Origin of the sequence: Curtobacterium sp. MCBD17_035 (genome assembly GCF_003234815.2) — a bacterium.
In the GTDB taxonomy this organism is placed as follows: domain Bacteria; phylum Actinomycetota; class Actinomycetes; order Actinomycetales; family Microbacteriaceae; genus Curtobacterium.
In genome coordinates this window covers 1114935-1131203 of sequence record NZ_CP126279.1, presented here as the reverse complement: position 1 = coordinate 1131203, position 16269 = coordinate 1114935, and the positions used below count along the sequence as shown (strand labels likewise).

Below are 16269 nucleotides of genomic sequence, written 5' to 3'. Positions count from 1 at the left end.
GGGCCGGTGTGCCATGAGACACGATGCCCGGCGCTTGACCCGTGCGCTGGCAACCGGCTCGACCCGGCCCCCCTGACCTACCGCGGAGCGTCGACGAGCTCGATGAACCGCGACAGCAACGCCATCCCCGCGATCGACGTCGGCAGCGCCGTCGTCAGCCCCGGCGAGTACACGACGAACGCCGCCCACTTCGCCCGCGAGATCGCGACGTTGAGCCGGTTCGGCATGAGCAGGAAGTCGAGCCCCCGCGGGATCTCGGCGGCGGAGGACGCGGCGAGCGAGACGATGGCGACCACGGCCTCCCGGCCCTGGAACAGGTCGACCGTTCCGACCTGCGTCCCGCGCAGCCCGGCGGCGTCGAGCGCGGCGCGGATCAGCGCGCCCTGCGCGTTGTAGGGCGCCACGACGATGACGTCCTCGTCCGTCAGTGGCCTGGTCACGCCGCCGTCCGTCCACGGCAGCCCGATGACGGACGACGCGAGCGACACGACCCGCTCCGCTTCTTCGGGCGAGGACGTCGTGTTCCCCACGTGCGCGACCGGCGCGACGTGGAGGCCCGGCTCGAGTCCCCGGAGCGACCGGGACAGGACGGCCTCGGACGCGGTGAGCGACCCGTTGTAGGACAGGCGCGAGACGGGCGCGGTCAGGGCCGGGTGCATCCGCCGGGTGTGCGCCAGGAAGTACCCGAACTCCGGCGGCAGGACGTGCTCGCCGTCTGCCAGCCAGCCGAGGGCGGACTCGTCGACCGGCTCGGGGTGCGAGCCCTGCGACACCTGGGGCAGCTGCTGCGGGTCGCCGAGCAGCAGGAGTCGCGACGCGGCGACGGACGAGGCGATCGTGGGCGCGAGCGAGAACTGCCCCGCCTCGTCGACCACGAGCAGGTCGAGCGACCGCCGTTCGACGGTGTTGGCGTTGGCGAACGTCCAGGCCGTCCCGCCGACGACACCGCCGGGACGACCTGTCGATCCCGCTGCGGGGCTGGCCAGGAACGCGGCGAGCGCGACGTTGTCCTTGACTGGCGTCCAAGCGGCCGCCTCGAGTCGGTCGGGATCTCCCCCGCGCTGCGGCACCTTGACGACGCGGTCGGCGGGAACACCCGCGGCGACGACGGCGTCGAGGAAGTTCTCGGAGGTCGCGTGTGACTGCCCGACGACGCCGACCCGCCACCCGTGCTCCTGCACGAGCCGTGCGACGACGTGCGAGCCGACGTACGTCTTGCCGGTGCCGGGAGGCCCCTGGATCGCCAGGTACGACCGGTCGAGTCCGAGCAGGGTCGCGACGACGGCCGCGACGGTGTCGTCCTCCGTCACGGACAGCGGCACGACGCCTCCGCGCGGCGGCACCCGCCGCAGCAGGTCGAGGGCCGGGTCGGGCAGCATCGACGGGAGCGCATCGAGCACCTCGCGCCCCCACTCGGCGATCGCCTCGGGCTGCGGCTTCGCGGCTGGCGGTGCGGCGGGTGTGAGCGCCACCGGCAGGTCCTCGTGCCCCGTCTGCCCCTGCCCGACCGACTCCTTGAGCAGGATCTCGATGCGGTCGCCGTTCGGCCCGACGTCGAGGACCTCGCCCTTGCTCGAGGCGCCACGCATGCCCGGCCCCGGCGAGGTGATCGAGATCGGCAGGGGTTCGTCGTAGACGAGGTGCGGCTTCGTGCCCTCGCGGACCTTGCTGCCGGGTGCGAGCGCGCCGAGCAGGCGGAGTTCGCGCGAGAACGTCCGCTTGCCGGGCAGCTTCGCCCAGTCCTGCACGACCTCGGCCTGCTCCACGATGAACACGTCGCGGGTGTCGGCCCAGTCGTCGATCGGGTTCCGGAGCCGGTCGAAGTGCTCCTGCCAGAACGTCTTGCCCTCACGCCGGTGGTAGTCGATGGCGGCCGCGGCGAGCGCGATGGCCTGCTGGTCCGCCGTGCGGTCGAGCGCGTCGACGCCCTCGATCTCGGCCATGAGCGCCAGGTACACCGGGTCGGGCTCGCGCACGGCCGGCGGGAGCACGACCTCCAGCTCGTCGGATGCGCCGTCGGCCCCGGCCGTGTCGGGTGCGGAGCCGCCGTCGTCGACGCGACCCCGGGCCTCCAGGCCGAGCAGCCAGTCGCGGAGCCGCAGCGTCGATCGGCAGTCGTACTCGTTGTAGTCCGCGACCTGGTCGAGCGCGTGCTGCCCCAGGACCGGGTCCCCGTTCCGGAGCTCCTCGATCGCCTCGACGTACGCGGTGATGCTGTCCGCGGCGTTCGTCACGCCGGCGTCGTCGCGCAGGTCCTCGCCCATGTAGAGCGGCTCGAGCTTCTTGATCGAGTAGCTCCGGCTGCCGACGAGCAGGGCCTTCCGCACGATCGGGTACAGATCGACCAGGACGTTGTCGCGCAGCAGGTCGTCGACGTCGTCCTCGCCCACACCGTGCCGGGCGGCGAGCGACAGCAGGTGCGTCCGCTCGTACGACGCGTAGTGGTAGACGTGCATACCCGGGTACTGCGCGCGCCGCTCCTTGACGAACGCGAGGAAGTCGACGAGCGCGCGCCGTTCCTCCCGGATCGTGTGCGCCCAGAACGCGGTGAAGCGGGCGTCCGTGTCGACGAGCCCGAACAGGTAGTCGAGGCCCCAGGTGTGGCTGTCCTCGGAGTACAGCGGGTCGCCCTCGAAGTCGAAGAACACGTCGCCCGCGTCCGGCGCCGGGATCGCCGCGAGCGCCTGCGGGTCGATCACCTCGAACCGTGGTGCGGGGTGCGCGTCGGAACTGGCCCGCTGTCGGTCGCGTTCCGATCCGGTCTGGAGGCGCGCCTGCGCCCGCAACGTCGCCAGCGTCGCCGCGCTGACACCGGGCACCGGGCCCTCGGCGGTCGCGAGGGCGTCGATGCTCGTCACGCCCGCCGCGATGAGGCGCGCTCGCTGGTCGAGGCGCATGCCGGCGACGAGGACGAGGTCGCGGTGCTCCTCGACCTGCGTGCTGCAGATGCCGCACCGGCCGCACGAGGTGTAGCGGGGGTCGCCCCACGCCAGCGGCTCGGAGGCGGCGATGCGCTCGTCGATGACGCGCCGGAGCTCGTCGCGCTGCGTCCGGTACACCGGTGCGATGTCGGCGAGGTCGTGGCTGCTCACGGTCTCGTCGCCGAGGACCAGGTGCACCTGCGCCCCGACCGGGATGCCGAGCCGCTCGATCTGCTCGGCGTACGCGGCGAGCTGCAGCAGCGCGGTGATCTTGGCGTGCCGGGCGAGCTTGGTGTCGTAGACCTCGTACTCACCGCGGTCGTTGCGGATGAGGAAGTCCGAGAACCCGATGAAGCCCGGGTCGTGGAACGTCGCCTGGTACAGGACCTCCACGCCGGCGCGCATGGCCTCCGCCGCGGCCTGCGCCGCCTGCTCGTACCGGTCCGGGTCGAGGCGCTCGAACTCGACGACCTGGTCCGCGCCGTGCTCGGCCTTGAGCGTCGCGAGGTACCGGAGCTCGTGCTCGTCACCCAGGCGAGCGGTGCGGTCGAGCATCGCGTCTGCCGCCTCGGGCAGGGGTTCGGCGCGCCCCAGCTTGGCGTCGAGGCGCCGCAGGAACGCCCACTCGCACGAGGCCCAGACGCTCAGGTCGCTCGGGCTCAGCACGACGCGGTGGTCGGCGGTCAGTTGCATGCGGTCCCCCAGTGCCGGCGCTCGTCGGTCGAGCAGGACGACGGTACCGGGGGCCGCCGACAGATGCGCGCGCGGTCGGACGCCCTCGTGCTGCTGCGCGTCCCGACGACAAACACCCGGGCATGTGCGCGCGTCGACGACAAGTGCGCGCGCGTTGACGCGCGCACTTGTCGCCCCCGCGCATCTGCGCTCGCGGACGCCGTGAGCAGTCAGTCGGCGGCGACCCCGCCGCCCCAACGCACGCCCACCGCGGTCGTCGCGAACGGCGCAAGCGTGACCCGCACCGCACCATCATCGACCGGGAGGTCCGTCCCCCGGTCCCCGAGGAACGAGCTCACCCACGCCTCGGCCATCGCCACGCCGGGCCGGAGCGTCAGCACGACGTCCTGGTCAGCGAACGACTGGAGCCGCACGATCGAGGTGCCCTCCTCCGGTCCCGCGACGACACCGACCAGTTGCACGCGGTCGTCGTCGAGGTCGAGCAGGGACGCGTCGGCCCGAGCGGCGACGTCCGGACGGCCCTTGGCCTCAGCGGTCGTCAGGGGGTGCACGAGTTCGCCGGTCGCCGCCACGGCCAGGCCCTCGGTCGAGGCTCCGTCCCGGTCCGTGCGGACCCCGACGGCGTACCGGAAGGTCGCGGTGAACGCCTGCTCGATCGGGAAGTTCGTGTCCCACACGTTGTTGTGGAGCCACGAGAACACGGTGCCCGGTTCGACGGGACTCGTGCTCGCGGGGAACGGCGCGTACGGCACCGCGATGCTCCCGGTCTGCACGAGCGGCGCGTCCTTCGTCACCCAGACGACGTCGTCGTGGGTCTCCGGGTCGGTCAGGGTGATCCAGTTGCGGATCGCGCGCATGTGCTGCGGCGCTCCCGGGATGTGCGGGACGCCGTCGCCCGTGACCCCGCCGGAGACCTCGAACCGGACGACCGGGTCGTCGACGGCGAACGGGAACGCGAAGTAGGCGCTCTCCTTGATCAGGGTCGTCGGCTTGGCCAGGCGGTTCTCGATGAGCAGCACGCCGTCGCCGTGCCGGAGCCGGAGCGTCACGACGACGGAGTCCACCCCGTCGGCGACGAACTCGTAGACCAGGCGTTCCTCGACCGCGTCGCTCGTCCGCTCGAGGACGACGGCGGGCCGGGCGGTCGTCCGTGACACGAGCAGTTCGAGCCGGTCGGAGACGGACAGCTTGTTCGCCAGGTGGTTGAACCCGGCGCCCGAGCTGCCGTACTGGTCGTAGAGGTACGCGTTGAACCCAGCGACGGACGACCCGTTCACGAGCTCACGTCCGCTCCGCCGCTCGACGATCGACGCGATGGAGGACGTGGTCTCGTCGACGACGACGCGCAGGTACTCGTTCTCGAGCGTGAGCACCTCGGCGCGGGCCCGGGACCCGAGGGGAACGGGAGCGTCGTTCGGCGCGGACGTCGCCGCGACGGCGACGTCGAGTCGGACGAACCCGAACGCGGGGACGTCCTCGACCCGCACGACCGCCCAGCGCCCGGACTCCCGGTGCGCCGTGTTCGACTGCGGTTCGAGGACCACCGGCAGCGGTTCGCCGGTGCGGCCGTCCCGGATCTCGATGTCCTGGTCGAGGCCGATGTGGGCCTCCTTGACGAGCAGGCGCGCGACGGTGCTGCGGCGGCGGCCGGTGGCGTTCGCGGCGATGAAGCTGACGACCGCGTCGGGATCGCGCGGCACCGTGGCGCCGAGGTAGGCCATCGCCTGCTCCCGGAACTCGGTGGCCCGCTGGTGCGCGCCGATGCCTTGCGCCACCTTCCACTGCCACTGCAGCTCCCCCGACTCGAACCCGGCGTCCCCGTGGGTCCAGGAGTTCCCGGCGCCCCACGTGTGCTCGTTGAACATCGAGATCGCGTCGTAGGCCTCGGTGCGGCGCGCGGTTTCCTCCGGTACCGCGGCAGCGCCGATCAACGCGGCCGCCTGCGAGAACGCGCCGGCGTCGGTGACGGCGGCCTGGGCCTCCCGGGCGAGTGCGAGCGGCACGGCCGCGGAGCCGACGCCCTCGACCCACCAGTCGCCCCAGTCCCCCTGGAACGTCTGGAGCTCGTCGCCGTGGCGTGCCTCCGCCTCGGCGAAGAAGTCCTCGTTCCGCGACACCCGCAGGGTCGGGGACGTCCACGTGTCGTTCCACTTGCGGACGATCTCGGCGAGCTGGAGCCGGGCGGGGCCGTTGTCGCCCATGAACCCCTGCGTGCGGATGTGCAGGACCTCCCACGGGTAGCCGTCGCGGCCCTCGGTCTGCTCGCCGTGCGCGCCGAAGATCCCGGGCGGGAACGGGTAGCCGCGGGTGGCGAGCGCGGTCAGGTACGCGGGGAACAGCGCGTCCACGGATGCGTACGACTCGGTGAAGCCGATCATCGGCCCCTCCATGTACGCCAGGCCGTGCGGGCTGTCGGTCATCCACACGATCACCGAGTTGCCGGCGGGGGTGCGCCAGCGGAACATGCGCGGCAGGTTGAGCGCGCCCGAGGTGTGCGGCTGCGACCGGCCCGCCCAGTTGTGCGCGACGGCCAGGTACTTGACGCCGACCTCCTGCAGCGCGTCCGGGAGGCCCGCCACCTGTCCCGGGACGTCCGTCTGCATCGCGGTGGTGAAGTCGATGCCGTACTGGTCGCGGATGCGCCGCGCGTCGCGGAGGAGCTCGTGCAGTTCGTCCGTCGAGCACGTGTCGGTGTGCAGGTTGTACGGCATCGCGCTGAGGCCGATCCTGCCGTCCTTGACGAGCTCCACGAACTCGTCGACCTGCGCCTGCGGGCGGTGCCGCTCCCAGTCGGTGAACGCCCAGAGCGCCTCGGCGTTCCAGCGGAACCGGGCCTCCTCGGGCCAGTCGTCGGTCGCGCGGGCGAGGTCCATGGCGGTGTCGAGGTACGACCGCTGGCTCGCGATGACCGTCGCCTGCGGGTCGGTGTACCCGAAGTCGAAGTGCGAGTGGTGCACGACGTGCACGGACCACGGCCGCTGCGGCGTGAGCTCGACGGACACCGCGCCGTCGCCGAGGGACGGGATCCGGACGGTCACCGCGGTCGGCGCGTCGACGACGCGGACCAGGAGGCGCACTGACAGCGCGTCGGGGGCCGTCGCGAAGCCGACGAACGCGCCCGCCGCGGCGGCGGCGCCGGTGCCGGTGTCGGTCGCGGTGCCGGGTTCGATCACGACGTCGGTCGCGCGCGCCGCCGCTTCCTCGGTGTCGAACAGGAGGCGCACCGCCTGGACCTCGACGTCGTCCCGTGTGGCGCGCATGGGCTCGGGCAGGACGCGGACACGTTCGCCGCCGATCGTGCCGGTCGCGGCGACGGCGCGGTCGATCAGTCCGACGCGCGCATCGGTGTGCTGCCACGGCTGTGCCGAGATCAGCGGGGGTCGAGTCGGGCGATCACCACGGGCGTCGGTCATCAGCAGCACCATTCGTCGTCGAATTGATATCGTTACCAACAACGCTAGCAGGACGACGGGGGCGCTCCGCAAGGGGCAATCGTGTGACCGGCCGCAGCCGGTGCTGCTGTACACGTGTGACCGGCCGGAGCCGGTGCTGCTGTATACCTTGAGGCATGGCAGCCGCGGGGAACGGGAGCCGGCCCACGACGGGGCGCGGTCGTGGTGCGCCGACGGTCAAGGACATCGCGCGCGTCGCCGAGGTCAGCCCGATGACGGTGTCCCGCGTGCTCTCCGGGGGTAAGAACGTCCGGCCCGAGCTCCAGGACCGGGTCGAGCGCGCCATCGCCGAGGTCGGCTACCACCGGAACGAGAACGCCCGCCGACTCCGCCAGGGTCGCCGCTCGGGACTCGTCGGCGTGCTCATCACGAACGTCGGGAACCCGTACTACGCGGGGATGCTCCAGGGCGTCGAGGAGGTCGTCGGCGAGGCCGGCCGACGCATCATCATCGGCGTCACGAACGAGGACGAGGACCTCGAGCAGCAGCTGCTCGCCGACTTCCTCGGTCGGCAGGTCGAGGGCCTCATCGTCGTCCCCGCCGGTCGGGAACCCGCACGGTTCGCCCCCGACGCCCTGGCCGGCGTGCCCGTGGTGCTCGCGTCGCGGACGTTCCCCGACGTCAGCGCGGACGCGATCCTGCTCGACGACATCCACGGCGCGTTCGTCGCCACGGACCGCATGCTCGCCGAGGGGCACACCCGCGTCGGGTTCCTCGGCAACCAGGTGTCGGTGTCGACCGGCCGCCGACGGTTCGAGGGCTTCCGCCAGGCGCACGAACGCCACGGGCTCGAGCCCGTCGACGAGCTCGTCCGGCTCGGGCAGCAGGACGTCAGCTCGGCCGAGCAGGCGATGGACCAGCTGCTCGGCCTGGAGGCCCCGCCCACCGCCGTCTTCGCCGCCAACAACCGCAACTCCATCGGCGCGATCCGCGCGATCACGAAGTCCCGGGCGCGGGCGCGGGACCGCGGCGAGCAGCCCGCTCCGCTCCGGCTCTTCGGGTTCGACTCGTTCGAGTTCGCGGACATGTCCCCGGTGCCGCTGTCCGTCGTCGCGCACGACGCCGCCGAGCTGGGTCGGGTCGCCGCCCGGATGCTGTTCGACCGCCTCGACCGTGGGGACGACAGCGCGCCGCGGCTCGTGGAGTTGCCGGTCGAGTTCGTCGACTTCGCGTAGCGCCGGCGGGCCTCCCGGCTGCGCCGCCCCGCACTCGAGGACCACCCGTGTATGCCGACGATCCCGCTGTCGAACGAAACCGGGACCGTCGAGAGCAGCGGCGGGGCATGTGGTGGAGCCGCAGCCGCCCGGGAGTTTCGACGGTGCTGCTGGCGAACGACAACCGGGACGTCGAAACCAGCGGCCGGGAGGCTCGGGTCCATCGGGAGGAGCGGCAGCGCTCCCGAGGAGACGCCGGACGCGGCGCCGAGGCCGGCCGGAGCTGGGCCTCCCGAGGGGACGGAGCCGGGCCTCCCGGCGGGCTTGCGATCGGTGCCGATCCTGATAACGTTACCAACCTGAACACACGTCCATGCGGCCAGCGTCGGTCGCGGACGCGAAGGGAGCGGGGATGGACGACCGACCGACCGGATCACGGGCGACCTACGACACGGCACCGTCGGTGGCCGTCGGACCCGGGCACCACGCCTGGACCGGCCCCGAGGCATGGGGGCGACTGGCGGAACACGCGGCTCCCGGTCGCCCGATCGCGATCGACACCTACCCCGGCAGCGACCTCGACGGGCTGCGCGCTGAGCTCGCGCGGGCGCTCCCCGACGCCGAGCTCATCGACGTCGAGGCCGCGGCGGCGCACTCCCCCGAGTACATCGACGCGCTCCTCGCCCCGAACCTCACCGACGACCGGGTGTTCGGCGTCATGGACCATCGCACGCTCGACGTCCTGTACGACGCGGACCGCCTCGCCGCCGTGGCCGACCGGGTCGCCGCGTCCGAGCGGCCCGTCGTGGTCTACGGCTGGGGCGCCACGCTCGTGCCGACGACGTTCGACACCATCGTCCTCGCCGACCTCGCCCGATGGGAGATCCAGCAGCGGCAGCGCGCGGGCGCCCCGAACTGGCGCGCGGACAACGGCGACGACGACCAGCTCCGCAAGGTCAAGCGCGGGTTCTTCGTCGAGTGGCGGATGGCCGACCGGCACAAGCGGGCGCTGTTCGACCGGATCGACTACGTCCTCGACGCGAACAGCACGATGGCGACCGCCAAGCTCATCACCGGCGACACGTTCCGAGCCGGACTCGCGGCCGCGACGACCCGTCCGTTCCGGGTCGTCCCGTTCTTCGACCCCGGCGTGTGGGGCGGCCAGTGGATGAAGACGACGTTCGACCTCGACGACGCCGAGAACTACGCCTGGTGCTTCGACTGCGTGCCCGAGGAGAACAGTCTCCTGATCGACGTCGACGGCACGCTGGTCGAGGTCCCCTCGCTCGACCTGGTCCTCCGGCACCCGCGGGAGCTCCTGGGCGAACGGACCCACGCGCGGTTCGGCCCGGAGTTCCCGATCCGCTTCGACTTCCTGGACACCATGGAGGGCGGCAACCTGTCACTCCAGGTCCATCCGCTGACCGGGTACATCCAGGACAAGTTCGGCATGCACTACACGCAGGACGAGAGCTACTACCTGCTCGACGCCGCCGACGACGCCGTGGTGTACCTCGGGCTCCGCGAGGACGCCGAACCCGCAGCGATGGAGCAGGCACTCCGCACCGCCGAGACCGGTGCCGCCCCGTTCGAGGCCGACGCGTTCGTCAACGCGTTCCCCGCCAAGAAGCACGACCACTTCCTCATCCCCGCCGGCACCGTGCACTGCTCCGGCGCGAACTCGATGGTGCTCGAGATCTCGGCGACGCCGTACATCTTCACCTTCAAGATGTGGGACTGGGGCCGGGTCGGGCTCGACGGCGTCCCGCGTCCGATCCACCTCGACCACGCGATGGCGAACGTGCAGTGGGACCGGGACACGACGTGGACCCGCGACCACCTGGTCGACCAGGTGACCGAGGTGGCCGCCGGCGACGGCTGGGTCGAGGAGCGCACCGGCCTGCACGAACTCGAGTTCATCGAGGTCCGCCGGCACTGGTTCACCGACGTCGTCCCGCACGACACCCGCGGCACGGTCAACGTCCTCAACCTCGTCGAGGGCGCCGAGGCCGTCGTCGAGAGCCCGACCGGCGCATTCGAGCCGTTCGTCGTCCACTACGCCGAGACCTTCATCGTCCCGGCCGCCGTCGGCCCCTACGCGATCCGGCCGCACGGCCGCGGGGTCGGGCAGCGGCTCGGGACCGTCAAGGCGTCGGTGCGGGGGACGGAGCGGGGGTAGGGCGCGGAGCCGCGATCCGCCGAGGGTGCACAACACGCCGCCCCACCTCCGCCGAGGGTGCACAACACGCCGCTCCGCCCGGGAGTGAGCGGCGCGTCATGCACGCTCGGCGGATCGCGGCCCCTGCCCCCGCCCGCTCCCGTCCGCACGAGCCTCGGCCGGGCGGACGCCGCCGGAACCTGACGTCAGCGGCCGTCCGCCCAGACCGCCGCCCCGATGAGCGGCGCGTCCGACCCGAGCTGCGCCTGCCGGAGCTCGGTCACCGCACCGGCATCAGCGAGCGCCGTCGCCAGGGGCTCCTCGAGCAGGTCCCACGAGCCCGCCATCGCACCGCCGATCACCGTCCGGGAGGCCCCGAACCGCCGCACCCACGGACCGAGCGCCCGCCCGAGTGCGGTCATCGTCGTGCTGATCACCCGCGCCGCCACGATGTCGCCCTGCCGCGCGCGGTCGGCGATCTCGCGGACGCTCGGCGCGTCCGCTCCCCCGCCGTGCTGCGTCGCGCCCGCGGAATCCGTCGCGCCCGCGGAATCCGTCGCACCCGCGGCACCCGTCGCCCGCGCGTAGGCATCCCGGAGCGCGGCGGTCGACACGGTCTCCTCGAGCGGCCGCCCGTCGAGCCGGATCGTGTGCGCCTCACCGCGGTCCGGGACCAGGTCGCCGTGGTCGACGTGCACGCCGCGATCGAGGAACGCCGACCCCACGCCCGTCCCGAGCGTCAGGCACACCATCCGTGCAGCTCGCTCGCCCGCACCCGCAGCCCACTCCCCGATGCCGTACGCCACCGCGTCGTTGCAGAACCCGATCGCCCTCGGGGGCACGCCGAGCCGCTCGGCCAACGCAGCCCGGAGGTCCACGCCGGTGAGCGCTTCGAACTTCCCCATGCCCCGGAAGTCGCCGACGCCACGGACGGGATCGAACGGACCCGGCATCGCGATCGTCCAGGCGGGTGCACCCTCGGCAGCGACCTCGCGGGCGGCGTCGACCAGGACCTCGAGCAGGACGTCGCGGGGCGCACCCGCATCGAGCGACCGCGTCCGGGAGGCCCGCACCGCCCACCGGACGTCGGCTCCGATGCCCGCGACATCCGCACGCTCGAAGCCGGCCCCGGGCACGCCACCGGTGACCGTCGCGACGCCAGACGCTGCGCCCGCATCGAGGGCGATCCCGGCGCCGGTCCCCGTCACGACCGCGGCGGTCACATGACTGCCACCGACGTCCATGACGTGGGTCGGGCCTCCCGGCCGGTGCTGCTGGTGCGTTCCGCTCATCGTCCCCACTCACCTGTCGTCCGGTCACGCCGTCGTCCGGCGGCGCCGCTGTCCGACCCGCGCAGTCCGTCCGGTTCGGGATCGACACCCTTGCCGCTCCGTCGCAGCGCATGTTACTGTCAGCGCCTGGTAACGATACCAACGGATTGCATCCGCACTCCTCGCACTGAGTTCCACGAGCGGCGAGACGCGTGCACCGAGCCGAGAACAAGGGAGTTCAGCGTGAAAATGAAGCGATTGCTACCGGTCATCGCGATGACCCTGGCGGCATCAGCGGTGCTCGTCGGGTGTTCGTCGTCGAGCTCGTCGAACACCACCACCGGCACCTTGAGCTTCGTCAACGACAAGTCGTGGGACTTCAAGTCGTTCTCGAAGGTGTCGCAGAAGGACATCGGCGTCTCGCTCAAGTCCTCGACCTACGCGGACCAGCCTGCGTTCCAGGCGTTCGTCAAGCAGTCGTTCCGGACGAACAAGACGCCGGGCCTGTTCACCTGGCACACCGGCGACCAGCTCAAGCAGCTCGTCGACCAGGGCCTCGTCGCGGACACCTCGAGCATCTGGAAGAAGGCGATCGCGAACGGCCAGATCGCCCCGAGCGTCAAGAGCCTCTACACGATCGACGGCAAGCAGTACTGCACCCCGATCAGCGTCGACGACTGGGTCATGTACTACGACAAGTCGATGTTCGCCAAGTACAACTTGACGCCGCCGACGACCTGGGCCGAGATGATGTCCGACGCCGCGGTCCTCAAGCAGCACGGCATCTCGCCGTTCTGGAGCTCGGGTGGCGACCCCTGGGCGTTCGTGTGGTTCCAGATCCTCCTCGCCGGCACGGACCTGAACCTCTACCAGGGCCTCTCGACCGGCAAGGTCTCGTACACCGATCCGCGCGTGGTCAAGGTGATGGACACCTGGCTCGACATGGAGAAGAAGGGGTACTTCAGCGACCCGGGTTCCAAGACGGCGCCCGAGACGCAGATGAAGGACGGCAAGCTCGCCATGATCCCGTTCGGCACCTGGTACGCGTCGACGATCGACCAGGTCGGCCTCAAGCCCGGAACCGACTGGGGCGTGTTCACGATCCCCAAGGTGAACCCGGCGCAGGCCAAGACCCCCGTCGCCATCGAGACCGCGCCGGCGTGCGTGCCCGAGAAGTCGTCCCAGAAGCAGCTCGGGCTCAAGTACTCGGCCTGGTGGATGACCGCGAAGGCGCAGACCGCCTGGTCGAAGCAGCAGAACAACCTGCCGTACAACCCGAAGGCCACCGCGGCGACGCAGACCTTCGTCGACGCGAGCAAGGAACTGTCGAACAACAGCAAGTACGAGACGTACCTGCGCTACTACGAGGCCACGCCGCAGCAGATCCTGACCGAGGCGCTCGACCAGTTCACCGGGTTCATGACGAACCCCGGTGACCCGAAGAAGTACCTGTCGGGCATCCAGCAGGTCGCCGCGCAGTACTGGAAGAGCCACAAGTAACCGATGGCCGACCGCAAATCGACCAACTACCAGGCCGCCGCCTGGGCCTTCCTCGGCCCAGGCGCGGCCGTGGTGGTCCTGGTCCTCTACCTCCCCGTCCTCTACACCGTGTACCTCAGCTTCACGTCGTACACGGGCCTCGGCAGCGCGTCGTTCGTCGGGCTCGCCAACTACGCCTCGATGTTCACGGACCCGGTGTTCACCACCGCGCTCCTCAACACACTGATCTGGGTCGGCGGCTCGCTGCTCATCCCCGTCGGGATCGGGCTCCTCGTCGCTTACCTGTCATTCGGCCTCAAGGGCGCCGCCTGGCTCCGCGTGCCGTTCCTCATCCCCTACGCCCTCTCCGGCGTCGCGGTCGGCATCCTGTTCAACTTCGTGCTGCAGAACGGCGGTGCACTGTCCCAGGCACTCGCGTTCTTGCACCTGCCCGGCAGCGACATCCGCTGGCTCCAGGTGGCCCCGCTCAACACCGTGGTGATGATCCTCGCCGCGTCGTGGCAGGGCATCGGCGTCAACGCGCTGCTGTTCACCGTCGGCCTGCAGTCGATCCCCAAGGAGCCGCTCGAGGCCGCGCGCGTCGACGGCGCCTCCGGCTGGCGCATGTTCCGGTACATGATCTGGCCGCTGCTCCGGCCCTCCACGACCATCGTGGTCGGCCTGTCGATCGTCAACAGCCTCAAGACGTTCGACATCGTCCAGGCCATGACGCAGGGCGGGCCGAACCGGGTGTCCGAGACCCTCGGCGTCACCATGTACCGCGACACGTTCTCGAACAGTCAGTACGGGCTCGGGTCCGCCGTCGCGATCTTCCTCAGCGTCATCACCGTCGCCGCGAGCGTCATCTACCTGCGGCGCCAGCTCGCGATCGGGGACTCCTCGGGTGACGGAGCGGCACGCGGTGGGGCGGGCGCGGGTCGGGCCTCCCGGCGTACGCGCGGTGGCGACGGCGGGACCGGCGCGTCCGGCGGCTCGGCCGGGAGGTCCGCCAGCGGTCCGTCCGATGCCTCGCCTCGGGAGACGGTCGGGGCCGCACCCGCGGCTTCAGCCGCGGCTCCGGCCTCGGCCACAGCTCGGGCCTCGGCCCCGGAACGGAGGGCCGTTTGATGCGGTCGACCATGCCCCGCTACGTGATCCTCGGCGCCATGGGCCTGCTGTGGCTCGTGCCGATCTACCTGCTGTTCGCGAACGCGAGCAAGAGCTCCGCCTCGTACTCCGGAGACAACCTGTGGAGTGCCGGCTCGCCCGTCGGCCTGTGGGACAACGTCATCGCGGTGTTCCAGAACACCGACGTGCCCTCCGGCCTCGGGATCACCGCCGTGTACGCGATCGTCGCGCCGATCATTGCCGTCGCGCTCGGGGCCGCCGTGGCGTTCGCGGTCATCGTGCTGAAGGTGCGGCACGGGTTCTTCTGGTTCTTCATCATCTTCTGCGGCACGGTGTTCCCGCTGCAGATGATGCTCATCCCCTGGTTCTCCGTCTACGCCGACATCGGCCTGTTCGACACCGCGCCCGGCCTGATCATCATCTACGCCGTCGTCGCCCTGCCGTTCTCGGCGTTCGTCATGCGGAACTTCTTCGTCGGCATCGCGCCGAGCGTGTTCGAGGCCGCGGTCGTCGACGGCGCCGGCGTCTGGCGGATCTTCACCCGGATCTACCTGCCGATGTCGCGGAGCGCGCTGGTCGTCGTGTTCATCCTGCAGGCGACGTGGGTGTGGAACGACTTCCTCATCGCGCTCATCCTGACGCAGAGCCCGTCCACCCGGCCCGTGATGCCCCTGCTCAACGCGTTGCAGTCCGTCGAGGGTGGTGGGCCCGGGTTCACGATCATCCTGACCGCGGCGCTCCTGGTGTCCCTGCCGACCGCGCTGCTGTTCGGGTTCGCGCAGCGGTTCTTCCAGCGGGGGTTGTCGTTGGGGCAGTACTGAGCGGAGTCACTTCGAAGGGTCGCGCCGGCGCTGCCGGAGCGGCCCTTCTGTGTGTCGTTGAGCTTCCCTACAGCGGGACGTCGCATGTTCCTACTGATATTCCATGTGCCACCGTGCAGCTTCATCCACACGCAGGGTCACTCGACGCGTGTCCGACGCTTCGGCTGCTGCTCGTACCGTCCCGCAGGGGGTCTGACTCATGGTCTTGGTCGAGGTCGGCGCGGCCATCATCGCCCTACTCGTGACGGTCCCTCCGGCGCGCGGCGTCATCGGTCGCAATCGGTAGCTGGGCATCCGGATCTCGACGACACGAGTGACACGAGAGTCGAGCGGGCATGGAGCCAGCATCCCGGGGTGAGTCCTTGCTACCGCCACTTGCTCCGCGGCCGGAAAGCCAATGCCCGCAAGCCACAGGGCAAACAAGGTCCATCGGGGCGGCAAAAGCGCCTTCGCGGATGCCAGGAACGGTGTGGCCCATCGACGAAGCAGCCTGACAAGCATTCCTTCTCGTTACGCTCGCTCCATGTTCCTCGACGCGCCCCGCGGACTGCGTGATCCGGATGTCCTCGCGGACCGCAATGCGATGCTCGGCACCGCAAAAGAGACGCTGCCGCTCGAGGCGTGGGCCCGTGAGGTCGAGGAGCGCCGACGAGCGCTGCAGCCAGGGATCGTGATCCCTCACTTCGACCCGGCGGAATCAGGCGTGGCGGCCCGAGCGCTGCTGTTGCTCGAGGCACCAGGCCCGAAGACCGTTCCGGAGTGGGGCGGCAGCGGCTTCATTTCCGTGGACAACGACGACCCGACGGCACAGAACGTGTGGACCACCCGGAACGACGTCGGGCTTCACGACCACGCTCTCGCATGGAACATCGTGCCGTGGGTACTCGGCCGCGCTTCGGTCAAGCCGAGCAGCGCGGAGCTCGCGCAGGGCGCCGTCGAGCTCCGCGGACTTCTCAACGTGCTCCCGAACCTCCGCGTCATCGTCCTCGCCGGCCAGAAGGCACAACAGGCATGGGACGCGCACCTCGACCTGATCATCGGCGACCAGTACCGAGTGATCCGGACGGTGCATCCTGCCGGGCAGTCGTTCGCTCAACGCGGGGCGAAAGAGCGATTCGTCGCGGCGCTTCGGAAGACCGCCGAGCTCGTCGCGTAGCCCACCCCCGAACGGGTACTCCCACACAGGACGTCC

General features: G+C 70.9%; 9 protein-coding genes. 6 read left to right on the top strand and 3 right to left on the bottom strand.

Features of this window, described 5'->3' with window-relative positions:
* Positions 1–77: 77 nt before the first annotated feature.
* Both DEI93_RS05395 and DEI93_RS05390 read right to left on the bottom strand, forming a co-directional pair.
* Complete coding sequence (locus tag DEI93_RS05395) at positions 78–3614, bottom strand: TM0106 family RecB-like putative nuclease (RefSeq protein ID WP_111119476.1); 3537 nt, start codon at positions 3612–3614, stop codon at positions 78–80.
* 209 nt (positions 3615–3823) lie between these two features.
* On the bottom strand, positions 3824–7027 hold the full coding sequence (locus DEI93_RS05390; protein ID WP_181436008.1) for a glycoside hydrolase family 38 N-terminal domain-containing protein: 3204 nt from the start codon (positions 7025–7027) through the stop codon (positions 3824–3826).
* Positions 7028–7182: 155 nt separating this feature from the next.
* Here DEI93_RS05390 and DEI93_RS05385 point away from each other — a divergent pair, with 155 nt between their 5' ends.
* Both DEI93_RS05385 and DEI93_RS05380 read left to right on the top strand, forming a co-directional pair.
* Positions 7183–8241 (top strand): LacI family DNA-binding transcriptional regulator, encoded by a 1059-nt coding sequence (locus DEI93_RS05385; protein WP_111119478.1) that lies wholly within the window; start codon positions 7183–7185, stop codon positions 8239–8241.
* Between the two features lie 391 nt (positions 8242–8632).
* The gene (locus DEI93_RS05380; protein ID WP_111119479.1) at positions 8633–10399 is read left to right on the top strand and encodes a class I mannose-6-phosphate isomerase; all 1767 of its coding nucleotides are present in this window, start codon (positions 8633–8635) and stop codon (positions 10397–10399) included.
* Positions 10400–10584: 185 nt separating this feature from the next.
* Here the strand turns inward: DEI93_RS05380 and DEI93_RS05375 are convergent, their stop codons facing one another.
* A complete protein-coding gene (locus DEI93_RS05375) occupies positions 10585–11670 on the bottom strand; it encodes an ROK family protein (protein WP_111119480.1) in 1086 nt (361 codons plus the stop codon).
* A 228-nt stretch (positions 11671–11898) separates the two neighbouring features.
* On the opposite strand from DEI93_RS05375, the gene DEI93_RS05370 reads away from it, so the two are divergent.
* The 4 genes from DEI93_RS05370 (at position 11899) to DEI93_RS05355 (ending at position 16233) form a co-directional block, all read left to right on the top strand.
* Positions 11899–13149, top strand: a complete 1251-nt coding sequence (locus tag DEI93_RS05370) for an ABC transporter substrate-binding protein (protein ID WP_111008503.1) — start codon at positions 11899–11901, stop codon at positions 13147–13149.
* A 3-nt stretch (positions 13150–13152) separates the two neighbouring features.
* Positions 13153–14256 (top strand): carbohydrate ABC transporter permease, encoded by a 1104-nt coding sequence (locus DEI93_RS05365; protein WP_111008502.1) that lies wholly within the window; start codon positions 13153–13155, stop codon positions 14254–14256.
* Positions 14256–15077: a carbohydrate ABC transporter permease gene (locus tag DEI93_RS05360; protein ID WP_258372200.1), complete on the top strand. Its 822-nt coding sequence runs from the start codon at positions 14256–14258 to the stop codon at positions 15075–15077. Before DEI93_RS05365 ends, DEI93_RS05360 begins: the two co-directional genes overlap by 1 nt.
* 523 nt (positions 15078–15600) lie before the next feature.
* Complete coding sequence (locus DEI93_RS05355) at positions 15601–16233, top strand: uracil-DNA glycosylase (protein ID WP_181436009.1); 633 nt, start codon at positions 15601–15603, stop codon at positions 16231–16233.
* Positions 16234–16269: the final 36 nt, after the last annotated feature.